The organism is Shinella sp. M31, from assembly GCF_049199205.1.
Taxonomy (GTDB): domain Bacteria; phylum Pseudomonadota; class Alphaproteobacteria; order Rhizobiales; family Rhizobiaceae; genus Shinella.
Genome location: NZ_JBLZPH010000073.1, coordinates 1 through 21815, shown reverse-complemented (window position 1 = coordinate 21815; position 21815 = coordinate 1). Strand labels below are relative to the sequence as shown.

21 protein-coding genes and 1 tRNA gene are annotated in these 21815 nt (G+C 64.1%); 12 read left to right on the top strand and 10 right to left on the bottom strand.

Going from position 1 to position 21815, the window contains the following annotated elements:
* Positions 1–75: 75 nt before the first annotated feature.
* The gene (locus ACOZKU_RS11555) at positions 76–1182 is read right to left on the bottom strand and encodes a branched-chain amino acid ABC transporter substrate-binding protein (RefSeq protein WP_421578993.1); all 1107 of its coding nucleotides are present in this window, start codon (positions 1180–1182) and stop codon (positions 76–78) included.
* A gap of 302 nt (positions 1183–1484) precedes the next feature.
* On the opposite strand from ACOZKU_RS11555, the gene ACOZKU_RS11550 reads away from it, so the two are divergent.
* The gene (locus tag ACOZKU_RS11550) at positions 1485–2057 is read left to right on the top strand and encodes a transglycosylase SLT domain-containing protein (RefSeq protein ID WP_421578992.1); all 573 of its coding nucleotides are present in this window, start codon (positions 1485–1487) and stop codon (positions 2055–2057) included.
* 47 nt (positions 2058–2104) lie between these two features.
* Here ACOZKU_RS11550 and ACOZKU_RS11545 read toward each other — a convergent pair whose 3' ends face one another.
* Positions 2105–2476 (bottom strand): SMI1/KNR4 family protein, encoded by a 372-nt coding sequence (locus ACOZKU_RS11545; protein WP_421578991.1) that lies wholly within the window; start codon positions 2474–2476, stop codon positions 2105–2107.
* A gap of 158 nt (positions 2477–2634) precedes the next feature.
* Between ACOZKU_RS11545 and ACOZKU_RS11540 the strand changes: the two genes are divergently transcribed.
* From ACOZKU_RS11540 to ACOZKU_RS11520, 5 genes are all read left to right on the top strand, one after another.
* Positions 2635–2988, top strand: a complete 354-nt coding sequence (locus tag ACOZKU_RS11540) for a DUF1428 domain-containing protein (RefSeq protein WP_421578990.1) — start codon at positions 2635–2637, stop codon at positions 2986–2988.
* Between the two features lie 50 nt (positions 2989–3038).
* Entirely contained in the window at positions 3039–3164 is a 126-nt protein-coding gene (locus tag ACOZKU_RS11535) for a hypothetical protein (RefSeq protein WP_421578989.1), read from the top strand.
* A 7-nt stretch (positions 3165–3171) separates the two neighbouring features.
* Positions 3172–3594: a secondary thiamine-phosphate synthase enzyme YjbQ gene (locus ACOZKU_RS11530; RefSeq protein WP_421578988.1), complete on the top strand. Its 423-nt coding sequence runs from the start codon at positions 3172–3174 to the stop codon at positions 3592–3594.
* A 55-nt stretch (positions 3595–3649) separates the two neighbouring features.
* Positions 3650–3997, top strand: a complete 348-nt coding sequence (locus tag ACOZKU_RS11525) for a nuclear transport factor 2 family protein (RefSeq protein ID WP_421578987.1) — start codon at positions 3650–3652, stop codon at positions 3995–3997.
* Positions 3998–4107: 110 nt separating this feature from the next.
* Positions 4108–4524 carry a hypothetical protein gene (locus tag ACOZKU_RS11520; RefSeq protein ID WP_421578986.1) on the top strand — a complete coding sequence of 139 codons (417 nt, stop codon included), beginning with the start codon at positions 4108–4110 and terminating at the stop codon, positions 4522–4524.
* A 274-nt stretch (positions 4525–4798) separates the two neighbouring features.
* On the opposite strand, the gene ACOZKU_RS11515 is transcribed toward ACOZKU_RS11520, so the two are convergent.
* Positions 4799–5557 carry an SIMPL domain-containing protein gene (locus ACOZKU_RS11515; RefSeq protein WP_421578985.1) on the bottom strand — a complete coding sequence of 253 codons (759 nt, stop codon included), beginning with the start codon at positions 5555–5557 and terminating at the stop codon, positions 4799–4801.
* Between the two features lie 155 nt (positions 5558–5712).
* Between ACOZKU_RS11515 and ACOZKU_RS11510 the strand changes: the two genes are divergently transcribed.
* Positions 5713–5788, top strand: a tRNA-Ile gene (locus ACOZKU_RS11510).
* A gap of 177 nt (positions 5789–5965) precedes the next feature.
* Here ACOZKU_RS11510 and ACOZKU_RS11505 read toward each other — a convergent pair.
* A complete protein-coding gene (locus tag ACOZKU_RS11505) occupies positions 5966–8995 on the bottom strand; it encodes a calcium-binding protein (protein ID WP_421578984.1) in 3030 nt (1009 codons plus the stop codon).
* 318 nt (positions 8996–9313) lie between these two features.
* Here ACOZKU_RS11505 and ACOZKU_RS11500 point away from each other — a divergent pair, with 318 nt between their 5' ends.
* Entirely contained in the window at positions 9314–9547 is a 234-nt protein-coding gene (locus ACOZKU_RS11500) for a DUF2171 domain-containing protein (RefSeq protein ID WP_314085236.1), read from the top strand.
* A gap of 47 nt (positions 9548–9594) precedes the next feature.
* Here the strand turns inward: ACOZKU_RS11500 and ACOZKU_RS11495 are convergent, their stop codons facing one another.
* Positions 9595–10668, bottom strand: coding sequence for an ROK family protein (locus tag ACOZKU_RS11495; protein WP_421578983.1), 1074 nt, complete (start codon positions 10666–10668; stop codon positions 9595–9597).
* Between the two features lie 106 nt (positions 10669–10774).
* Here ACOZKU_RS11495 and otsB point away from each other — a divergent pair, with 106 nt between their 5' ends.
* Positions 10775–11578 (top strand): trehalose-phosphatase, encoded by an 804-nt coding sequence (gene otsB, locus ACOZKU_RS11490; RefSeq protein WP_421578982.1) that lies wholly within the window; start codon positions 10775–10777, stop codon positions 11576–11578.
* Here the strand turns inward: otsB and pncB are convergent.
* The 3 genes from pncB to ACOZKU_RS11475 form a co-directional block, all read right to left on the bottom strand.
* A complete protein-coding gene (gene pncB / locus ACOZKU_RS11485) occupies positions 11575–12879 on the bottom strand; it encodes a nicotinate phosphoribosyltransferase (RefSeq protein ID WP_421578981.1) in 1305 nt (434 codons plus the stop codon). The genes otsB and pncB overlap by 4 nt on opposite strands.
* A gap of 194 nt (positions 12880–13073) precedes the next feature.
* Positions 13074–16757 carry a trifunctional transcriptional regulator/proline dehydrogenase/L-glutamate gamma-semialdehyde dehydrogenase gene (gene putA, locus ACOZKU_RS11480; protein ID WP_421578980.1) on the bottom strand — a complete coding sequence of 1228 codons (3684 nt, stop codon included), beginning with the start codon at positions 16755–16757 and terminating at the stop codon, positions 13074–13076.
* A 37-nt stretch (positions 16758–16794) separates the two neighbouring features.
* Complete coding sequence (locus ACOZKU_RS11475; protein ID WP_421578979.1) at positions 16795–16998, bottom strand: hypothetical protein; 204 nt, start codon at positions 16996–16998, stop codon at positions 16795–16797.
* Between the two features lie 183 nt (positions 16999–17181).
* Between ACOZKU_RS11475 and ACOZKU_RS11470 the strand changes: the two genes are divergently transcribed.
* Positions 17182–17652 (top strand): Lrp/AsnC family transcriptional regulator, encoded by a 471-nt coding sequence (locus tag ACOZKU_RS11470; RefSeq protein WP_421578978.1) that lies wholly within the window; start codon positions 17182–17184, stop codon positions 17650–17652.
* A gap of 137 nt (positions 17653–17789) precedes the next feature.
* A complete protein-coding gene (locus tag ACOZKU_RS11465) occupies positions 17790–18650 on the top strand; it encodes an urea carboxylase-associated family protein (protein ID WP_421578977.1) in 861 nt (286 codons plus the stop codon).
* A gap of 3 nt (positions 18651–18653) precedes the next feature.
* On the opposite strand, the gene ACOZKU_RS11460 is transcribed toward ACOZKU_RS11465, so the two are convergent.
* Both ACOZKU_RS11460 and ACOZKU_RS11455 read right to left on the bottom strand, forming a co-directional pair.
* Entirely contained in the window at positions 18654–19292 is a 639-nt protein-coding gene (locus tag ACOZKU_RS11460) for a glutamine cyclotransferase (RefSeq protein WP_421578976.1), read from the bottom strand.
* A gap of 34 nt (positions 19293–19326) precedes the next feature.
* On the bottom strand, positions 19327–20547 hold the full coding sequence (locus tag ACOZKU_RS11455; RefSeq protein ID WP_421578975.1) for a helix-turn-helix domain-containing protein: 1221 nt from the start codon (positions 20545–20547) through the stop codon (positions 19327–19329).
* A gap of 348 nt (positions 20548–20895) precedes the next feature.
* Here ACOZKU_RS11455 and ACOZKU_RS11450 point away from each other — a divergent pair.
* The coding region (locus ACOZKU_RS11450) for an MFS transporter (protein WP_421578974.1) at positions 20896–21815 on the top strand (920 nt) is incomplete at its 3' end.

The following is a 21815-nucleotide window of genomic DNA, read 5'->3' as shown; positions in this document are numbered from 1 at the left end:
GGGGCGGTCGCATCCGCGCAAACAAAAACGCCGGGGCTCTCACCCCGGCGTCCGTATTTCCAAAGCGCAAAAACCTTATTCGGCGGCGACGATCTTGCCGTCTTCCCACTTGAAGAGCGAGAAGCTCTGCGAGGTGAGGTCGCCGTTTTCGCCATAGGTGAGCTTGCCGATGGCGGTCGCGATCGGTTCGCCCGACTTCAGGGCTGCCGTGACGGCAGCGGCGTCTTCTGCGCTGCCGGCCTTCTCGATGCCGGCCTTCAGAACTTCGACGGCGGCATAGGCGTTGAGCGTGAAGGCTTCCGGGGGCACGCCCTTTTCCTTGAGCACGGCAACGGCGGCTGAGGAATCGGGGTTCTTCAGCGCGTCCGACGCGTTGGTGAACAGCGTGCCGGCCGCGGCTTCGTTGCCGATTGCCCAGTATTCGCTGTTGGAGAGGCCTTCACCGCCGATAATCGTGGCGTTGATCGAGAGATCCTTCAGCTGGCGGGCAAGCAGGCCGCCTTCCGGGTGGTAGCCGCCGAAATAGATGACTTCGACGCCGTCAGCCTTGAGGCGGGTGAGCAGCGCGCTGAAATCCTTCTCGCCGGGCGTGATGGAATCGTAGAGCGCCTCGGTGATGCCGCCCTTGTTGATCGCGGCCTTGAAGGCATCCGCCAGACCCTTGCCGTAGGCGCCCTTGTCATGGATGACGGCGACCTTCTTGTCCTTCAGCTTTTCCAGAACATAGGCAGCGGCGACTTCCGCCTGCTGGTCGTCGCGGCCGCAGGTGCGCAGAACGTTGGTCAGGCCGCGGGCCGTGAGGTCCGGTGCCGTGGCGGTTGGGGTGACCATCAGGATGCCGTTTTCGGCCAGGACGTCGGAGGCCGGGATGGCGACGCCCGAGGTGACCGGGCCGACGACGAAGCGGATGCCTTCGCCGACGATCTGGTTGGCGGCCGAAACGCCCTGCTTGGGCTCACCGGCATCGTCGGTCAGCTTCAGCACGACCTGTTCGCCGAGGATGCCGCCATTCTTGTTGATGTTCTCGACGGCTGCTTCCGCGCCGTTCTTGACCTGGTCGCCATAGGCGGCAACCGGGCCGGTCAGCGGCGCGATGAGGCCGATGACGATATCGGCATGCGCCAGCGGCGCGAAAGCGACGGATGCGGCAAGGGCGGCAACGGCGAAAAGAGGTTTCTTCATGGGCGTTCTCCTGAACTTGGGGCCTTGGAAAGGCCCGGTCGCAAACCAGCCCGCGCCCGGATGGCGCGAAGGCGAAATCCGGTGGGGAGGGGCAAATCACGCTCCGGAACAATCATGCGCGAAGGCCCGGCGTGCTGCAGATTGATTAGGCCCAGAGGGCAAAAAGCGCAACAAAATAATGCATTTGCATATTTGATGGGCGGATCACGGCCATGAATGGAAGGCAATGAACCGCAGTTGAATCAAAACCAATCCTTAAGATTTACCAATTATAAATATCCGGAAATTTTCGAGGATTAGCGATGCGTTGCGTATTGATCGTCGTCCTCCTGCTGCTCGCCGGCTGTGCGTCCGTTCCACGACAGACGCAGAACGCCTGCGCCATTTTTGAGCAGCGCGACGGCCTTTGGGATAACTGGCGGCGAGCCGCCTACAGTGCCGAGCGCGAATACGGCGTTCCCGTTGCCGTGCTGATGGCGACGATCTACACCGAATCCGGCTTCCGCCATAATGCCCGCCCGCCGCGCACCAAACTTCTCGGCTTCATTCCGTGGAAGCGCCAGTCGACCGCACTCGGTTTCTCCCAGGCACTCGATGGAACCTGGGCGAGCTACAAGCGCGTGACGGGCCGCTGGATGGCCAAGCGCACCGATTTCAAGGATGCGATCCGCTTCATCGCCTGGTACCACGCCGAGAGCAACCGCAAGAACGGCATCGCGCTCAACGACACCTACCGGCTCTACATCGCTTATTACCACGGCCACGGCGGCTATTCGCGCGGCAACTGGAGCGCCACGGCGAAGGCCGGTGCCAAGCGGGCCGCGAACATGGCTTCCAATTACTCGCGCCAGCTCCGGAATTGCGGCTCCTGGTAGATGGGCTTAGCTGCCGCCGTTCGACGTTGGCGCTAGAGGGGGCGGGGTTACGCCATGCCCCATTCGACGGTCACCTCTGCCACGGTTCGCGTTTGATGGTTCCAATGAAAAATTGCGTTTGATTGAGGAAGCAAGACCAGCCGGTCTCCTGTTCCGTTCGACGCTATGGCGATGCCGCCAGCCGGAAAACTACTATCCTTGCGTGCCGTCTCGGTTTCGCGCACGATGTCGTTTGCCGTTCTGGCAAGGCGCTTGCGATCAGAGTCGTCACGCACGGGATGAAGGATCCAATCGTCATCCGCAGCGACGATATCCCCACCGTTTTGATTTTTCAGATGTGCCCTAAGAGGCGCGGGCAAGAGGCGTTCCAACGCCGTTTCTGCCGCATCGATTTTGTCTTCTGAAACAGGGAAAGCCATGTCCGCACCATGAATGCATGCCTTTAGAGTTGTATTACTCGTTGGAATATCTCTTGGTTGTCAATAGATGCGCCGACCGGAAAAATCTTTTCCCCCTTGTCGGATCGGCGCGGCGCCCCACGTCCTCTGAAGGTCTTAAACCGAAGGAGGAGACGATCATGACCTATGTGGATGGATTTCTGCTCGCCGTGCCGAAGGCCAATATCGAGGCCTACAAGTCGATGGCGCGCACTGCCGGTGCCGTCTGGAAGGAACACGGCGCAATCGATTATGTCGAATGCATCGGTGACGACGTGCCCTATGGCGAGCTCACCTCGTTTCCGCGCGCCGTACAGGCGAAGGAGGAGGAGATCGTGATCTTCTCTTGGGTCACCTATGAATCCCGCGAAAAACGTGACGAAATCGTTGCCAAGGTGATGGCCGACGAGCGGCTGAAGGGCGACGATTGGAAGGATGTCTTCGATGGCAAGCGCATGATCTATGGCGGCTTCCAGGCCATCGTCGAGTTGTGAGGCCGGCGCAGGTCGGCTATCACGGAGCCTACCGGAAGAAGGATCTTGCCATGATCGATTTCTATTATGCCATCGTCGGCGATACGACGGATACGAATATGGGGCTTGCCCGCTTCATGGGCCTGATCCTCGCCTTCATCGTGGTCGGCGGCGGCCTGTTCTGGGCGATCGGCTGAGGCACGGATGCCGCAGACCATCCTGACGCTTCCGACCCGCGGGCAGGGGCTCTACGAGTTCACCGGCGAGGCCGAGACATTCGTGCGGGATGCAGGCCTGGAAACGGGCCTGCTCACCCTCTTTGTGCGCCACACCTCCTGCTCGCTGCTCATCCAGGAAAATGCCGATCCGGACGTCCGGCGCGATCTCGATCAGTTCTTCCGCCGCCTCGTGCCGCCGTCCGACGACCCGAGCATGCGCTGGATCGTGCACACGCTGGAAGGCCCGGACGACATGCCAGCCCATATCAAGGCAGCGCTCACCCAGGTCTCCATTGGCATTCCGGTGATGGGCGGCCGGCTGGCGCTCGGCACCTGGCAGGGCCTTTATCTCTTCGAACATCGCGACCGGCCGCATCGCCGCGAAATCGTCCTGCATCTCGGTTCTTGACGGAACCGATCTGCGCGTGAACCGTTGCTGCGGCGACCAGGAAAAGGAGGCCCCCATGGCGAATACCGAAAGCATCACCCATGCCGTGATCGAGGCGCTGAACGCCCGCGATTTTGCCTCCCTCGCCGCCAAGGTGAATGAGGACGTCGTGCTTTCCGGGATCGGCGATGGCAACGACAATGGGCGCGAAGCCCTGCGCGACCGCCTTGCCCGGCATTTTGCAGCCCATGACGAAACCTACCAGGATGCCCTGGTGATGAGCGACGCGCTCGGCAACAATCTCGCCATCCGTCTTACCGCCCGCGGTGCCTCGGCCGGCGGCAATTATTCCAGGGAAAAGATCCTGTTGCTTGAGCTGGAAGAGGGGGTCATCACCCGCATGGCCTTCTTTACCGGTTCATGAAGTTGAACGCAGGCTGAACGGCCGCTTCGGGCTGCGTTCAGGCACGCGGCTCTAATGTCTCCTCAATCGCCCGACGCAAGGCCTGGGCAGAGCACACAGGAGACACTTCGATGACGACCTTTCTGAAAAAGACCATGCTCGCCGCCCTTCTCGGCCTCGGCGCCCTGACCGCCGCTGCTCCGGCTGCATCCGCTGCCGACATCAACCTCTCGATCGAGCAGGTCGGCTACCGCAACGGATTCCTCGAAATTCAGGACTATGGCCGTGGCGGTTGGGACCGGGAGGATCGCTGGGACCGCCGTGGCCGCTGGGACCGTCGCGAGCGCTGGGATCGCCCGCGCGACTGGGATCGCGGCGGCCGCTGCTCCCTCGGCTTCGCGGTAGCGAAGGCCCGTGATCTTGGCCTGCGTCGCGCCCAGGTCGTCGCGGTGGATCGCCGCAAGGTCGTCGTCGAAGGCTTCCGGCGTGGTGACTATAGCCGCGTGGTCTTTGCAAACGACCGTCACTGCCCGGTTCTCTGGCGTTAAGGGGCCGGCCGGTCTTCCGGCCGCTACCTGAACGGACGCCGTTCGTCTCGTCACCCCCGGCCGGCGAACGGTCACCCTCTCGGCGAAAGCCGGGAGGGTTTTTGCATTTTTGGCAGACGGGACGCCGGGAAGACGGATATCGGGCGATAACTGACCGTTCAAATGGGCGGAAAGTCGGTGGATCGCCTGCATTTTGCGGCATGCGCTGGCAGTTTACCCTGCAAACAAAAAGGGCCGGTTTCCCGGCCCTTGTCATGCAGTCCGTTTGTGCCGCTTATTTGCCGAGAGCGAAGGTCACGTTGACGACGACGGAGTAGCTGTTTTCGCCGGTGGCGAGCGGAACGGCGCCGCCTTCGGCAGCATAGTCCTTGGCCATGGCGCGCATCATTGGCATGGGCTCGGCGCGGTAGCTCGTTTCCGAGATCTCCAGAACGCGGCCAAGGCCGACGCCCGCGGCATCGGTCAGTTCCTTGGCCTTGGCCATGGCATTCTCGACGGCCTTCTTGCGCGCCGCGCTGACGGCCGTTTCCGGCTTGTCGTTGGTGAAGCGGATACCGCCGCCCTGGTTGGCGCCGAGCGTCACGGCCTTGTCCATGATCTCGCCAAGCTTGGAAAGATCGCGCACGCGCAGCGTCACCGTATTGGTGACCTGGAAGCCGGTCAGGACCGGGGGCGGATTTTCACCCGTCGAGCTCTGCGGATACTGGTACTGCGGGTTGATCATGAAGCCAGACGTCTGCAGGTCGCGTTCCGCGATGCCGGCTTCCTTCAGGGCGGCGAGGATCTCGGCCATGGCCTTGTTGTTGGCATCGAGCGCCTCGCGGGCGGTCTTGGCATCCTTGACGACGCCGAGATCGATCAGCGCCATGTCGGGCGCGACCTCGGCCGAACCTTCGCCGGTCACGACGATCGTCGCTTCGCGCGGCTTGGCACTGTCTTCCGCCTTCGCGGCAAGGGGCAGGGCGGCAGCGAGAGCAAGCGAGAGTGCGACAAGGCCGGCGCCGGTGCGGCGGCCGAGGATTCCGTGGGCCATATTGGAATATCTCCTGATAGTTGTGTCCCTTGCACCGTTCTTCTCCTGTCATTGTGTAGAGAATACGGCAGCGCTTGTGAGGAAGCCCGATTTCGTCTAGACGATTTTCCACCGTCGGCCGCCATTGACCGACGGCCCCGGCAAACTGCCGGACCGGGCCTGTAGCTCAATGGTTAGAGCCGGCGGCTCATAACCGCTTGGTTGGGGGTTCGAGTCCCTCCGGGCCCACCATTCCCCATCATCCAACATAATCCAGCTTGGATGGTGGAATGCGAGATAATCGCGGTTTTTAGAATACCACAATGCCTTTGACCGATGTCTTCTGCTGAAACACTCGAACGCGTCCTGCTCGGCAGCACGCGTTCGAAGAGCGCAAAGCGTAATCAGCGGGTTGGCAATGCGCTGCGATCAGACCAGAAGGAAATCGCTGGCGGAGAGGGTCGTCACGTTGTCCAGGGTCGCGAGCAGGACGGATTCGTTGTCGCCGCCCTTGCCGTCGGCGTCGAACCAGAGCCGGTGCGTATCCTGCTCATAGAGGAAGGTCGGGCCTGAGGTCGTGAAGACGGCGTCGTTGGCGAGCACGAGCTTGATTGCCGCCCCCGCTTTGAGACCGAAGCTGTCGCCATCGATGGCGATCTTGTCCTCACCGCGTTTGAAATCGGTGATCTGGTCGCCGCCGTCGGTGATATAGTTGAACTGGAATATATCCTTGCCGGAACCGCCGTTGAGGAGGTCGCCGCCGGAGCCGCCGATCAGCGTATCGTCGCCGCCGCGGCCCTGCAGTATGTCGTCCTTGCCGCCGCCCGAGATCCATTCGCTGGCATTCGAGCCGCGGATGTCGTCGTCCTGGCTCGTGCCCCAGATCCGCTCGATGTTCTTGACCGTGAGGCCGCGCGCGAGGCCGTCGTTCAGCGTGTTGTCGAGCAGGTCGAGTTTTACCGAGGCGTCATAGCCGTAATAGTTGAAGCTCAGCGTATCGACGCCGGAGCCGCCGTCGAAGACGTCCTTGCCGGCGAAGTCGTTGCGGGTGAACGAATCGTCTCCCGCGCCGCCCAGCAGCGTGTCGTTACCGGCGTCGTCATAGAGGAAATCCCCGCCGCCGCCGCCGTTGAGCGTGTCGTTGCCCGCATTGCCGCGCAGCGTGTCGCTGCCGGCGCCGCCGGTCACGACGTCGTTGCCCTTCGTGCCGGTGAAGTCGAGCGCTTCCATGCCGGAGAGGGTGGTGGTGCTGTTGACCTTCACCGTGCCGGTGCCGAAGGTGAACTTGACGCCGGTCGTGAGCGCCGAGACGTCGACATAGACCGTATCGATACCGGTGCCGCCGATCGCGGTGTCGCCGCTGTTGATGTGGACATAGTCGTTGCCGGCGCCGGCATCAATGGTATCGGCATCCGTGTCACCGTTGGAACCGGCTGCCCAGATCGTGTCGGAACCGTCGCCGCCCTTCAGCGTATCGCGGCCGTTGCCGCCGTAGATCCAGTCGTCGCCGCCAAGCCCGACAAGCGTGTCGTTGCCGTCGTTGCCGTCAAGCGTGTCCGACAGGTTGCCGCCGGTGAACTTGTCGGCGCCGGAGCCGCCGGTGATGTCAATGCGCTCGAAATTCTTCAGCGTGACATCGCCGTTGATGACGGTCGCATTGGCGCTCAGCGTGAAGGTGAGGGCCTTGGTGGTTTCGTTGCGGTCGATGATGGCGAGGTCGGTGCCGGTGCCGCCGTCGGCATTGAGCTTCCCGAAGGTGTAGCCGAGGCCCGCGTTGAACTCCACGCTGTCGTTGCCCGCGCCGAGATCGAGCGTTGTCGTGTCCCCGCCGGCATGGGCCTCGAAGATCGACAGATGCACCTCGTCGTCACCGTCGCCGGCCGACAGGTTGTTGTTGCCGCCGAGGTCGTAGAGCACGTCGTCACCCTTGCCGGCGACGATCTTGTCGTTGCCGAGACCGCTGTCGAGCAGGTCGTCGCCGACGCTGCCGTAGAGCTGGTCATTGCCGCTGTAGGACTTGAACCAGACGCTCTTGGCATTGCCGGCCTTGAGGACGTCGTCGCCATAGGCGGAGGTGAAGACGTTGAAGATCTCGGTGTTCTGCGCATAGGTGCCGTTCGACAGCGTTCCCTTGCCGTTGACGACGTCGAAGGTGTAGTTGATCGTTTGGTAGCTGTAGACGTCGATGTAAACCGTGTCGGTGCCCGAACCGCCGTCGATCGCGTCCTTGCCGGAGCCGGCGAAGATCGTGTCGTTGCCCGCCTCGCCATAGAGCTTGTCGTTGCCAGCACCGCCGTCGATGGAATCGTCGCCCGCGCCGGCCTTGACCGTGTCATCGCCGTCATAGGTGACGATGTGGTCGTTGCCGCCCAGCGTAACGATCGTGTTCTTATCGTTCGTGCCGTAGAGATCGTAATTCTCGACATTGACGATGGTCGTGCCGTCGGCGAGCGTGTTGACGACCGTCGAGGCCTTGGCGGTGAAGTTGCCCGAGATGTTGCGGATCTCGATCTCGTCGATGCCGGCACCACCGTCGATCTTGTCGGCGCCATCCCCCAGAGTGATCAGGATTTCGTCGTCGCCGTCGGCGGCATTCACCGTGTTCTTGCCGCTGCCGGTGATGATGTAGTCCTCACCCGCGCCGCCGTTCAGCGTGTCGTTGCCTTCGCCGGCCCAGAGATAGTCGTCGCCGTTTCCGCCGGAGAGCACATCGTTGCCGTCCTCGCCGTAGAGCGCATCGTCGCCATTGCCGCCGATGAGGGTGTCGTTGCCGGCGCCGCCCTGCAGGTCGTCGTCGCCATAGCCGCCGTCGAGCTTGTCGTCGCCGTCGCGGCCATAGAGATAGTCGTCACCCTGGCCGCCCGAGAGCGTGTCCTTGCCGGCGCCGCCATCGAGTGTGTCGTTGCCGCCGTTGCCGGACAATATGTCATTCCCGTCCTGCCCGTAGAAGCGGTCGTTCCATTGGCCGCCGGTCAGCGTGTCGGCAAAATTGGTGGCCGTGACCCAGTATTGCTCGATGTTCTTGACGTTGAAGCCGAACATGCCGACCGACTTGGTCGGATCCTGCACCGTGAATTTGATGCCGGTCGTGTTGTATTGCAGGTTGATGTCGACCGTATCCGTGCCCAGCCCGCCATCGACGACGTCACCCTTCCAATCGCCGATGGAGTAATCGGTGAAATGGTCGTCGCCCAGCCCGCCCGACATCGTATCGGCACCAGCGCCGCCCGAAAGAGTGTCGTCGCCCTGGCCGCCCGATAGCGCGTCGTTGCCAAGATCGCCATAGAGCGTATCGTCCTGGAATCCGCCGCTGAGCGTGTCATTGCCGGTGCCGCCCGACAGGTTGTCGCGGGCGAACAGGCCGTAGATCTTGTCATGGCCGCCCTGGCCGTAGATGTAATCCTGGTCGAGGCCGCCGGTCAGCGTTTCCGATGCGTCCGTTCCGTATTTCGTTGGCATTTTGCTCACCCATGATTTGTGTTTCGGACAAAAGCGACGGTCGCCATCCGCAGCGCGGATGCTCGAAAGTGCTGCGTAAACATTGGAGGTCGGGCCGCCGCAGTTTGGTGGCGGGCTCATTCCCGCCGTGACTGCATCTGCTCACAAGCCGGGGGCTCACCGTGTTCCCGAGGGAACAGCTGTCTGACCGTCGGAAAGGCGTTGAGCGAGCTTGGAAGGCTTGCCATAGGTTGCGTCAATGTCCCGAAATGCGCGATTCCGGAACCTTGGATGGGGTTGGCCGTTCTTCTGCGGCAAGTTCATCAAAGGAGAACGACAATGGTCGCTGCAAATGAAATTCGCGAACATATGGAAGTGCGCGCTGCCGATGGCCGCTCTGTCGGCACCGTCGACCATATGGAGGGCGAAAGCCGTATCAAGCTGACCCGGAGCGATTCCGAGGATGGCAAGCACCATCTCATCCCGCTGGACTGGGTCGATCACGTCGATGCCCATGTGCATCTCAACAAGGACGCGGATACGGTGCGTCAGGAATGGTCCACGCTGAACTGAACGAAAAAGCCGCCTTCGGGCGGCTTTTTCATATCCTTCTTTCGACGTCAGTCCTTCTTGTTGACGAAGCTGACATTGCCGAGGCCGGTGCCGATGGTTACGGCGGCCCAGGCCTTGCAATCGGCCATGCGCGGCACTTCCGAGAGGCCCTGAACCACGGCATCGTTGTGCATGATGACGAAGGTCGGCTGATCGTCGATCTCGGGGATTGCCTTGCGCAGCGCCTCCGGCAGGTTGAAATGCGTGCTTTCCCAGTTGCCGCCCGGCAGGTTCTGGCCGCCACGCGCAATCGATCCATCCGACGCGATGATGCCGGGGCAGCCGATGCCGATGACCGGGGCGAGCGCGAGCTTCGCCTTCTTCGCCTTGCCGATCAGCGTCTCGAGCATACCGACGAGATATTGGATGGTCGCGGTGCGCTTCGGCTCGTCGTCGGCATGGCGCCACAGCTCCGATTTCCAGACCTTGGCCTTGCCGAAATCCTTCGCATCGTCGAGGTTCAGCTTGACGACGCCGGCGCGAATGTTCGTGCCGCCGATATCCACGGCCAGGATCGCGTCATGCCCCTTCAGCATCCAGGAGGGGATGAGATGGACGGCGCCGATGAGGCCTGCTTCATCCGGATGATGGGCGATCGGTGCCAGCGCGACTTTGACGCCCTCGGCCTTCAGCAGCAGCTGGGCGCGGGCGATTGCCATCAGGCCGGCCGTGCTGTCCTTGAACCCGCCGCCGACGGCGATCCGTTCCGTGCCTTTCCATGTCTCTTCCTTTAGATAGCGCATCAGCACATCGGCGAATGCTGCGGCGAAATCGTCGATCGCCGCGCGTACCAGTGCGGCTGCCTCGGTTTTATCGTTCTTCAGCAGCGCGTCGATGTCTTTCTTGGAAAGCGAGCCGGTCGCAATCTCGCCCAGCGGATCGTCGCCCCCCTTGCGGATGCGGGCGCGCCAGACCTCGATTGCGTCCCGGAAAGCGGATTTGTTGGCGCGGTCGCCGATAAAACCCTGCTTGTCGCGCGTTTCGAGATTGTAGCTGGCGACGGTTACCGTTGGCAGGTCGTCGGCACCGTGCATGACGGGGGCGTCATTGTCGGTGTTCCCTCGTGCTTTCCCATGGCCCATGGCGGCTCCCTTGCTGCGATTGTGTGGCGAAGGGCACAATGCGGGGCGCGAAAACTTGTTCCTGCCGGCCCTTGCCAGCCTCTCGTCGCGATCTACTTGCAAGGCGATGGACGAGCTCGAAAAATTGCGGCCATCGGATGCCGCCACCCGCCATCTGGTGCGCCGCCTGGTCGATGAGCCGGACCGCTGGGCGCTGTTTCTCGATATCGACGGAACGCTTCTCGACCTCGCGGCGACGCCGGATGCCATTCAGGTGCCTTTGTCTCTCGCCAGCGATCTGCAGGCCGTCGCCCACCGTCTCAAAGGGGCGCTCGCGCTGGTGACGGGGCGCAGCCTGCCCTATGCCGATGCGCTCTTTGCGCCCTGCCGTTTCCCGATCGCCGGTCTGCACGGCGCCGAATTCCGCAGCGCCGACGGGCAAGTGACCGTTGCCGCGCCGACGCCGGCTTTCGTTTCGCTGAAGCATCGTCTGGTCGAGCAGACGGCGTGGATGGAGGGCGTGCTGATCGAAGACAAGGGGGCGGCCGTGGCCGCGCATTATCGATTGGCACCTGCGTTCGACACCGCGCTGGAAGGCATCATGAAGTCCTTCGCCGAGGAGGCCGGGCCGGACTGGGTGTTGCAGCCGGGCAAGATGGTGTTCGAAATCCGCCCCGCCCGCGCCGACAAGGGCGACGCGGTGGCGGCCTATCTCGAAGAGCCCGCCTTTGCCGGCCGCCTGCCGATCACCATCGGCGACGACCTGACGGACGAGACGATGTTTGCCCTGGCCAATGCGCGCGGCGGGCAGTCGATCCGCGTGGGCTCGCTTTCGACGGCAACCTGCGCGCTGGCGAAAGCCTCGTCGCCCTCGGCCATTCGCTCGGCCTTGGCGACCATCGCCGCAGCCGGCGAGGTCGCCCCGTCCTAAACCTCGACCGGGCGCGCTTCCTGCACATCCGTGCCGAAGACGCGGCGATAGCGTTCGATCTCGTGCGGATCGCCGGTCGCCTTCAGCGGATTGTCCGACAGCTTGACCGCCGGGCGGCCGTTGGCGCTCGTCACCTTGCAGACGAGCGAGATCGGATCGAGGCCGTTGCCGCCATCCGGGTCGCAGCCGCGGAAATCGTTGGTGAGATTTGTGCCCCAGCCGAAGCTCATGCGCACGCGGCCGTTGAAATGCCGGTAGGTCTCCTCGATCGTATCGACATCCATGCCGTCGGAGAAGATCAGCAGTTTTTCGCGCGGGTCTCGGCCCTTCTCCTGCCACCAGCGGATGATCTGTTCGCCGCCTTCGATCGGCGGGGCGCTGTCCGGACGGAAACCCGTCCAGTCCGCCAGCCAGTCCGGCGCATGGGCGAGGAAGGCGGTGGTGCCGAAGGCGTCTGGCAGGGCGATCAGCAGGTTGCCGTTATAGTGCTGGCGCCATTCCTCCAGCACCTGATAGGGCGCGCGGGCGAGCGCCGCGTCATCCTCGGCAAGGGCTGCGGCGACCATCGGCAGCTCATGCGCATTGGTGCCGATCGCCTCGAGATCGGCATCCATGGCGAGCAGTACGTTGGACGTGCCGATGAAGCGGTCGCCGAGCCCTTCCTTCAGGGCCTCCACGCACCAGCGCTGCCACAAAAAACCGTGCCGGCGACGCGTGCCGAAATCGGAGATCACGAGATCGGGCAGGAGCCTCAGGCGCTCGACCTTTTCCCAGAGCCGTGCCTTGGCGCGAGCATAGAGCACATCGAGCGCGAAGCGCCCCTTGTCGCGCATGGCGGCGCGCGATTTCATTTCGTTGATGATGGTCAATGCCGGGATTTCCCACATCATCGTGTGGGTCCAAGGGCCGTCGAAATGCAGTTCATACTGCCCGTCAGCCTTGCGAAGCTCGTAATCCGGCAGCTGGAAGGCGGCGAGCCAGGCGATGAAATCCGGGCCGAACATGCGCGCCCGGCCGTAAAAGCTGTTGCCGGCGAGCCAGATCAGCTCCTTCTTGGTGAAGCGCAGGCTGCGGGCATGGTCGAGCTGGGCGCGCAGCTCTCCCTCGTCGATGATTTCGCCGAGCCGCACGCTCTTCGTGCGGTTGATCAGGGAAAAGGTCGCGTTCACATCCGGATGGAGCTGCCGGATCATCTGCAGCATCAACAGCTTGTAAAAGTCCGTATCGAGCAGGCTGCGCACGATCGGGTCGAGCCGGAAATTGTGATCATAGGTGCGGGTCGCGAAATCGGTGACGGTCACGCGGCGCTCCTGCCGGCCGGACGCAAAGCGATTGGTCTTCCAAGATGCATGCAGATTCTCCCGTTTCGATGCGCACCTTATCGCAACATCGCCGGGGCGGGAGGGGTGTCGGCGATTTTTACGGTGCCGTGCCCTCCGCCAAACGCGCAAAGGCCCGCGTCAGCGGGCCTTTGCTTGACGTGAATGGCTCGCAATCAGCCAATGGCCATCAGGCTGGCATTGCCGCCGGCGGCGGCCGTGTTGATCGAGGTCGAGACTTCCTCCAGCAGCCAGTTGAGGCAATAGGCATCCGGATCGCTCAGCAGTTCCTCGGTCGTGGCGGCCTGTACCAGAACCAGCGGGCCGGGCAGAGCGGCGATCCTGCGGTTGACACCGCGCACCGCCTCCGCATCGCCTTCCACCAGCGCGCCGGCGAAGGGGCCGTCCTTGGCCCAGTCCGCCGTCCAGGTGAGGCGGGCGGCGACGGAGGCGGGCAGGTCGGCAAGCACGGGCTTCAGCGCGGCGGCATTGTCGATGACAAGCATGTTACCCGTCGCGAGGCCGGCGGCGACCTGGCGCAGCAGGCCGGCTTCCGTCTGCGGCACGAGCAATACGTTACCACGCGCGTGCAGCGCATAGAGGTTGCGTTCGCCGACGGGGCCGGCGAGTTCGCGCACCAGGCCGAGGGCCGAGCGGTTGGCGAAGCTGCGGGCGGTTTCCCCTTCCGCGGCCTTGCCCTTGCGGTCTAGCCAGGAGATGAAGTCGCGCAGCGCTTGGTCGGTATGCACTGAGTCCTGCTGCGGCGGCACCGGCGCCTTCTGCACGAGACGGCCGATATAGAGCGGGCCGCCCGCCTTCGGGCCGGTGCCGGAAAGGCCGCGTCCGCCGAAGGGCTGCACGCCGACCACCGCGCCGATAATGTTGCGGTTCACATAGAGATTGCCCGCCTTGATGCGGCTGGTGACATGCGCGATCGTTTCGTCGAGGCGCGTGTGCAGGCCGAAGGTCAGGCCGTAGCCGGAGGCGTTGATATCGTCGATCAGCCGGTCGAGATCGGCGCGGCGGAAGCGGATGACATGCAGCACGGGGCCGAAGACTTCGCGCTGGAGATCGGCGAGCTTCTTGATCTCGATGATGGTCGGCGCGACGAAGGTACCGTGCTGGGCGGCGGCCGGCAGCGGCAGTTGCTCAACCTTGTTGCCGAGGCTGCGCATGCGCTCGATATGGCCGACGATATTGTCGCGCGCTTCGCCCGTGATGACGGGGCCGATGTCGACATTCAGGCTGTCGGTGCGGCCGAGCGTCAGTTCCTGAAGAGCGCCCTTCAGCATGGCGAGCGTGCGGTCGGCGACGTCGTCCTGCAGGCAGAGTACGCGTAGCGCCGAGCAGCGCTGGCCGGCGCTGTCGAAGGAGGAGGCGATGACGTCGGCGACGACCTGTTCGGCGAGCGCGGAGGAATCGACGATCATGCCGTTCTGGCCGCCGGTTTCGGCGATCAGCGGGATCGGCTTGCCATTGGCGGAGAGACGCTCGGCAAGCTGCGCCTGGATCAGGCGGGCGACTTCCGTCGAGCCGGTGAACATGACGCCGGCCGTCTTGTCGGCGCCGACAAGCGCCGCGCCGAGGCTGCCGCCGCCGGGCGTGAATTGCAGCGCACCGGCGGGAACGCCGGCCTCGTGCAGGATTTTCACGCTTTCATAGGCGACGATGGGCGTTTCTTCCGCCGGCTTGGCGATGACCGGATTGCCGGCGACGAGCGCTGCGGCGACCTGGCCGGTGAAGATGGCAAGCGGGAAGTTCCACGGGCTGATGCAGACGATCGGGCCGAGCGGCAGGTGCGACGGACCCAGCGTGCGGCGGGCCTGCTCGGCATAGTAGCGCAGGAAGTCGATGGCTTCGCGCACTTCGCCGATGGCGTTGGCGGCCGACTTGCCGGCTTCGCGCATGATGACGCCCATCAGCGGCTCGATGCGGGCCTGCATGATATCGGCGGCGCGGTCGAGGCAGGCGGCGCGGTCGGCGGGCGAGACGGCGGACCAGCTGGTGACATTGTCGGCAGCCATGGCGACGATGCGCGCGGCATCCTCGGCCTTCGCCTCGGTGACGCGGCCGACGACATCGCGGTGGTCGGCGGGGTTCAGCACGTCCTGGGTTTCACCGACGGCGCTGCCATCGGCCAGAAGCGGAGCGGCGTGCCACTGCTTGGCGGCGGTGCCGGCAAGTTCTGCCGAAAGCTCGACGAGGGTCGCTTCGTTCGACAGGTCAAGACCGGCGGAATTCTTGCGCGAGGTGCCGAACAGGCCATCGGGCAGCGCGATCTGGTCATGCTGGGCGCCGACGACGGGCATGGCGGCGACGATCTCGACCGGGTCGGCGATCAGCGATTCCACCGAGACCTTGGGGTCGGAGATGCGGTTGACGAAGGAGGAGTTCGCGCCGTTTTCCAAGAGGCGGCGCACGAGATAGGCGAGCAGCGTCTCATGGGTGCCGACGGGCGCATAGATGCGGCAGGGCCGGTCGAGCTTGTCCTTGCCGACGACCTCGTCATAGAGCGGCTCGCCCATGCCGTGCAGGCACTGGAACTCATACTTGCCGACGGCGAAATCCGGGCCGGCGAGCTGGTAGATGGTAGCGAGGCTCTGGGCATTGTGCGTGGCGAACTGCGGGAAGATCGCATCGGGTGCCGCCAGCAGCTTGCGGGCGCAGGCGACATAGGCGACGTCGGTGTAGATCTTGCGGGTATAGACCGGGAAGCCTTCGAGACCCTCGAGCTGGGCGCGCTTGATCTCGGCGTCCCAATAGGCGCCCTTGACGAGGCGCACCATGACGCGGCGGCCGGAGCGGCGGGCGAGGTCGATGATGAAATCGAGCACGAAGGGGCAGCGCTTGCCATAGGCCTGTACGACGAAGCCGAGGCCGTTCCAGCCCGTCAGCGCCTCGTCGAAGCACAGGCTTTCCAAGAGGTCGAGCGACAGTTCCAGCCGGTCGGCTTCCTCGGCGTCGATGTTGAGGCCGATGTCGTAGCTCTTGGCCAGCGCCGCGAGCTTCACCACCTTCGGCAGCAGTTCGCCCATGACGCGGGCGGTCTGCGTGCGGCTGTAGCGCGGGTGGAGCGCCGAGAGCTTGATGGAGATGCCGGGGCCTTCATAGATGCCGCGGCCGCCAGAGGCCTTGCCGATGGCGTGGATGGCGTTCTCATAGTCGCGGTAGTAGCGCTCGGCATCGGCCGAGGTGGTGGCGGCTTCACCGAGCATGTCGTAGGAATAGCGGAAACCGCGGGCTTCCAGGGGCTTGGAGCGCTTCAGCGCCTCCTCGATGGTCTCGCCGGTGACGAACTGCTCGCCCATCATGCGCATCGCCATGTCGACGCCGCGGCGGATGACCGGCTCGCCGGCGCGGGCGATGAGGCGGGTGAGTGCTGCGGAGAGGCCGCGGTCGTTGACGGTGGAGGTAAGCTTGCCGGTGACGACGAGGCCCCAGGTCGCGGCATTGACGAAGAGCGACTTGCCGCCGCCGATATGGGAGGTCCAGTCACCCTCGGCGATCTTGTCGCGGATCAGCGCGTCGCGCGTGTCGGTGTCGGGAATGCGCAGCAGTGCTTCCGCAAGGCACATCAGCGCCACGCCTTCCTGACTCGACAGCGAATATTCCTGCACCAGGCCTTCCACGCCCGTGCCCTTGTGTTTGGCGCGTAGCGCCTCGATCAGCGTTCGGGCGGTGCTGCGGATGTCGTAGCGCTCGCGTTCGGAGACGCGGGCGGCGGCGACCAGCGGCGGCAGGCATTCGGTCTCGGGGCGGCGATAAGCGGCCGTGATTGCCTTGCGCAATTCGCCCTGCGGGCGGATCGGCGGGGCGAAATCGGAGAACGGGGCGGCGGATGCGTCTGCGGAATTCTGCATGGAAGGACCTATGAGAAGCGTTCGGTATCTGAAGGGATCAGCGGATAAAGGCAGGGGCAGGCTCGTCCCGGAACGAGACGTCGTCGATATCGGCCGCGCCGGCAAGCATCACGCCTGCGCGATCGCTTTCGGACCGTTCCGCTTTGACGCTGCAGGCCGCCACGACGGCCCGGATGGCGAGCGGCTTGTAGTGGCGGATGAGGTCCGCCGGCATGCTAGCATCGAAGTTCCTGTCTTGCATCCCGTCTCCCCCTGTTTTGGCTCGGAATACTGCCGTCGCCGACACGCTCTGCCGGCGGCCGGTTCGGTGCGTTCATTGCTGGAAACTGGGCGCAATTGATATCATGCGGTCCAAAAACAGATGGACTTCATATTTGGATGATTTAGGCTATATGGGTCTATTTTTCGCTATGTGGAGGTCCGATTGACCGATAATTTGCAGACTGGTGGGTCGTTGGACAGTTTCGACCGAAAAATCCTCGAGGAACTCGGGCAAAACGGCCGCATCTCGGTCGCGGAGCTGGCCGAGAGGGTCGGCCTTTCCAAGACACCCTGCCAGAACCGCTTCAAGCGGCTGATTGCCGACGGCTTCATCCAGGGCTTCAAGGCGATCCTCAATCCCGCGAAGATGAACCTTGACCATATCGCCTTCGCCGAAGTGAAGCTGACCCATACGCATGAGGCGGCGCTGACCAGCTTCAATGCCGCGGTGAAGAAAATCCGGGAGGTGGAGGAGTGCCACATGATCGCCGGCCGCTTCGACTATCTCCTGAAGATCCGCACGCGCGACATCAAGAAATACCGGCTGGTGCTGGGCGAACGCATCTCGAACCTGCCCTATGTCGCCAACACCTCAACCAATGTGGCGATGGAGACGGTGAAGGAGAGCGGCTAGCCAGAGAACCCTGTGGATCTCAGCGTGAATTCAATCTTGTTGAACAATAATATTCCTGTTATTCAACAAACGTGGATTTCTTCGGGGCATGCAGCACTGTTCGGAGCGCGCCGCCGGGGAGGAGAGGGAGGACTTTCATGAAGCCAAATCCGATTACCGCGGCACCTGCCGATGCCGGAGCCCGCAAGGCGATCAAGCCGGTCGTCTGCTATCCGGTCGAGACGCTGCCGCGTCCGGATCTGTCCACCTATCGTGCGCTGCGTGACGATCTTACGCTGGTCGAAACCGTGATCGTGCCGCCACGCGAGGCCGCGACCTGGTCGGTGCCGGCGGGACATTTCTGCCGCATCGTCTGTTCGGAAGGCCCGCAGGTCGGCGACCTCAACCTCTTCAATGCCAACGATCTCAAGGAACGCCTTTATACCGGCAAGACGCGGGCGCTGAACGGCACCCATGTCGGCCTCGGCGACCAGCTCTTCTCGAATTTCCCCTATCTGCGCCCCATCGCCACCATCACGCATGACACGCTCGACTGGTACGGGTTCGACGAATTCGGCGGTGCGGTGCATGACGTGATCGGCACGCGCTGCGATCCCTATACGCACAATCTGCTCAGCCACGGCGGCCAGTACCACCATTGCTGCCATTCCAACCTGACGCGCGCCTTCGCCAAGAAGACCGGCATGGCGCCGCGTGAGGCCGAGACCTATGTGCATGATGTGCTGAACGTCTTCATGTGCACGGGCTTCACCCGCGACACCGGCCAGTATTTCATGAAGGCGAGCCCGGTGCGGCCGGGCGACTATCTGGAATTCTTCGCCGAAATCGATCTTCTTGGCTGCATGTCGGCCTGCCCCGGCGGGGATTGCTCGGCCGAGCACTCTTCCGACACGGCGGCCTGCCATCCCATGGTCGTGGAGATCTATAAGCCCAAGGGTCTGCCGGAGGGCTGGGCGCCGCCGCCGGTCAACGGCTACGACGGCACCCACGGCCTTTAAGGCTCACACGCGTTCCGGACGGCGGACGACGCGGACCTTTCCGCTGCGTCCGCCGCCGCAAAAGAAACGCTCGCCGCCGTCGGACTCCAGCCCCGAAACGGCGGTACCTTCGGGCATGACGAGCGTCTCCAGCACCGCGCCGGTCTCGGGATCGATCCGGCGGATGTCGCTCTCATCTCCCTCCCAGGTGCCGTGCCAGAATTCGCCGTCCACCCAGGTGACGCCGGTCACCATGCGGTTGCTTTCGATGGTGCGGAGGATCGTGCCGGTCAGCGGGTCGATCCGGTGGATCTTCCGGCTGCGATGCTCCCCGACCCACAGCGACCCTTCCGCCCAGGTGAGGCCGGAATCGCCGCCCTTGCCCGGGGCGGGAATGGTGGAGAGCACGGCGCCGGAGGCGGGGTCGATCTTGTGGATGACATCCTCGGATATCTGGAAGAGGTGGCGGCCGTCATAGGCGGTGCCGGCATGGGCGGCGAGCGCGATGGCGCCGACCACCTCGCCATTGTCGGGGTCGAGCGCATTGATCCGGTCGCCGACGGCGAACCACACCTTCTTACCGTCATAGGTCACCCCGCCCACCTGTTCCACATCGGGGAAGGGGCCGTATTCGCGCAGGATTTGGGCTTGCGAAGTCGTCATCGTCATCTCCTCTGGATCGTTGATGATCGCAATCTTAGTCGCCCGGCAGCGGGCCCGGGAGTAACAAGAGTGTCGAGAAGGCGCCCGGCGTCGGCGTGAGCCAGCGCCGCGCCCGCCCGCTGCCGATCGCCTGCACTTTCCCCGCCGCATGGAGCTGTTCCAAAGCGCGCTGCACGGTGCGGGCGCTGCTACCGAGCGCAATGGCAAGCGCCGAACTCGACCAAGCCTCACCATCGGCAAACAGCGCAAGAATGTCGGCATGCGGCTCTTCCAGCGGCGGCGCCAGCACCGTAACCGGCCGCCCACCGAGTGGCGAGAGCACGAAGCCCTGCTTGGTCGCCTCGATCCCGGCGAAGGGCTCGAGTTCGGCGCGCAACCGGCCCATTTCCACGCGCAGGCGGGCGCGGTGCGATTCATCGGCATGGCGCGCGCGAAAGGCATTGAACAGCAGCTTTTCCCGGCTGGCATCTCTAGGGAAAGCCTCAGCCAATGTGCGCAGCAGCGAAAACAGGATGGGGCGCGTGGCAAGCGAAAGGATGGCCTCCTCGCAGCGAACCACATGGCGGCAGGCGTCGACGATCAGCGCTTTGCCGGCAAAGAGCGCTTCCACTGCGTCGGGCAGCAGGGCGTGCTCCGTGCCGTTGGCGATCGCGCGCGCGGCCGGCTTTTCCAGCACCGTCGCGGCAAGCTCGATCTCGTGCAGCAGCGCGGGAATGCGGGCTTGTCGCGCGGCATCGATCGCCCGGGCAAAGGCGTCCCGCGCCACCTTCGTGCGCAGGCGGCGGATGGCGATGCCGGCGGCGGCGAGCTCGTGGGCGGCGCGCAGCGGGGCGACGAGGGCGGCAGGATCGGTTTCGGCAAGCCGGGCGCTCGCCTCGTTCAGCCGGCCGATGAGCAGCAGGCGGCGGATGGCGAGGGTGCGGGCATGGGCGGCGTTGAGGCTGTCGCCATGGGCGGCAAGCGTTTCGCCGGCGGCCTCGAGCGCCTTGACCGGCCACGCGAGGTCGCGGCCGGCAAGCGCGACCTCCGCTTCCGCCACGATACAGCGTGCCCGCGCCACCGTTTCGCGCGGGCCGAAGGCGGTTATGGCGCTTTTCAGGAGGCCTTTCGCCCGGTCGAGATCGCCGAGCTGCGCCATGGCGATGCCGCGCAAGGCGAGTGCCGGGGCATCGTCTCGCAGGGCCACGCGGTTCAGCGCGCCCAGCGGATCGCCGGCGGCAAGCGCGCGGGCGGCGGCGGTGATCATCGAATCCATTGCATTCCCGTCACACTTGTCACTCCCGCTTGCGGGTGCCTGCCGCCTAATCTGATCAGGCCGTATCTGCACAAAGCACGAGATCGCCCGAGGCGCACCAATAGATGGCAGCGGGACGGGTTTTGCGAAAGCGCAAAATTTCACGCGGCCGATGTCGGAAACGGAAAATGACAGCGTCTTTCAGAGAGGCGAGCAGGGTCGATATACTGGTTTCATCCTGCTTCAGCCTGCCTCGGGAAGGTGTAAAGTGCCCCCCTGTCCCTGGCTTTGAAATCGGGAACACGGCGCGCGATCCGTTCAGGTTTGGGGCGGTTCCGGCTGGGCCGGGAGACCGCGAAGGAGATGACAATGATCCATACGCATTATCGCTGGGTGATCGTGGCGGCGGGCGGCCTGCTTGGCTGCATCGCCATCGGCGCCATGTTCTCGCTGCCGGTGTTCCTGCTGCCGATCTCCAAGGAGACCGGCTGGTCGGTGACGGGCATTTCCACCGCCATGACCATCGGCTTTCTCTCCATGGCCTTCGCCAGCATGTTTTGGGGCAGCTTGTCCGACCGCTGGGGACCGCGACCCGTCGTGCTGACTGGCTCGGTGCTCTTGGCCGCCAGCCTTGCCGGTGCGAGCGTCGCGACCTCGCTCGTCGCCTTCCAGTTCACCTTCGGCCTCATCGTCGGGGCGGCGGCTGCCGCCGTCTTCGCGCCGATGATGGCCTGCGTCACCGGCTGGTTCGATACGCATCGCAGCCTTGCCGTCTCGCTCGTCTCCGCCGGCATGGGCATGGCGCCGATGACCATGTCGCCCTTCGCCGCGTGGCTGGTCTCCGGCCATGACTGGCGCACGTCGATGCAGATTATCGCCGTCGTCGTCGCCGTGGTGATGATCCCCGTCTCGCTTCTGATCCGCCGCCCGCCGGCACTGGAAAAGGGCAATGAGGCGCTTGCCGTGGCAGACGAGCCGCAGGGCGGCATGACGACGCGCGACGTGCTGCGCTCGCCGCAGTTCATCATTCTCTGCCTGACCAACTTCTTCTGCTGCGCCACCCATTCGGGGCCGATCTTCCATACGGTGAGCTATGCCATCACCTGCGGCATCCCGATGATTGCGGCCGTCACTATCTATTCGGTCGAGGGGCTTGCCGGTATGGGCGGGCGCGTGGTCTTCGGCCTGCTCGGCGACAGGTTCGGCGCCAAACATATCCTCGTGCTCGGCCTTCTGGCGCAGTCCGTCGGCGCGCTCGCCTATATCTTTGCCGGAGGACTGGCGTCGTT

Bases quoted from the DNA above. Each gene is read 5' to 3' on its own strand.
- ACOZKU_RS11465 (WP_421578977.1), top strand. From the start codon at position 17,790: ATGAAGCCAAATCCGATTACCGCGGCACCTGCCGATGCCGGAGCCCGC.
- otsB (WP_421578982.1), top strand. From the start codon at position 10,775: ATGGACGAGCTCGAAAAATTGCGGCCATCGGATGCCGCCACCCGCCAT.
- ACOZKU_RS11535 (WP_421578989.1), top strand. From the start codon at position 3,039: ATGATCGATTTCTATTATGCCATCGTCGGCGATACGACGGATACGAAT.
- ACOZKU_RS11555 (WP_421578993.1), bottom strand. From the start codon at position 1,182: ATGAAGAAACCTCTTTTCGCCGTTGCCGCCCTTGCCGCATCCGTCGCT.
- ACOZKU_RS11530 (WP_421578988.1), top strand. From the start codon at position 3,172: ATGCCGCAGACCATCCTGACGCTTCCGACCCGCGGGCAGGGGCTCTAC.
- putA (WP_421578980.1), bottom strand. From the start codon at position 16,757: ATGCAGAATTCCGCAGACGCATCCGCCGCCCCGTTCTCCGATTTCGCC.
- ACOZKU_RS11505 (WP_421578984.1), bottom strand. From the start codon at position 8,995: ATGCCAACGAAATACGGAACGGACGCATCGGAAACGCTGACCGGCGGC.
- ACOZKU_RS11540 (WP_421578990.1), top strand. From the start codon at position 2,635: ATGACCTATGTGGATGGATTTCTGCTCGCCGTGCCGAAGGCCAATATC.
- ACOZKU_RS11455 (WP_421578975.1), bottom strand. From the start codon at position 20,547: ATGGATTCGATGATCACCGCCGCCGCCCGCGCGCTTGCCGCCGGCGAT.
- ACOZKU_RS11495 (WP_421578983.1), bottom strand. From the start codon at position 10,668: ATGGGCCATGGGAAAGCACGAGGGAACACCGACAATGACGCCCCCGTC.
- ACOZKU_RS11550 (WP_421578992.1), top strand. From the start codon at position 1,485: ATGCGTTGCGTATTGATCGTCGTCCTCCTGCTGCTCGCCGGCTGTGCG.
- ACOZKU_RS11460 (WP_421578976.1), bottom strand. From the start codon at position 19,292: ATGACGACTTCGCAAGCCCAAATCCTGCGCGAATACGGCCCCTTCCCC.
- ACOZKU_RS11520 (WP_421578986.1), top strand. From the start codon at position 4,108: ATGACGACCTTTCTGAAAAAGACCATGCTCGCCGCCCTTCTCGGCCTC.
- ACOZKU_RS11500 (WP_314085236.1), top strand. From the start codon at position 9,314: ATGGTCGCTGCAAATGAAATTCGCGAACATATGGAAGTGCGCGCTGCC.
- ACOZKU_RS11515 (WP_421578985.1), bottom strand. From the start codon at position 5,557: ATGGCCCACGGAATCCTCGGCCGCCGCACCGGCGCCGGCCTTGTCGCA.
- ACOZKU_RS11545 (WP_421578991.1), bottom strand. From the start codon at position 2,476: ATGGCTTTCCCTGTTTCAGAAGACAAAATCGATGCGGCAGAAACGGCG.
- ACOZKU_RS11475 (WP_421578979.1), bottom strand. From the start codon at position 16,998: ATGCAAGACAGGAACTTCGATGCTAGCATGCCGGCGGACCTCATCCGC.
- ACOZKU_RS11525 (WP_421578987.1), top strand. From the start codon at position 3,650: ATGGCGAATACCGAAAGCATCACCCATGCCGTGATCGAGGCGCTGAAC.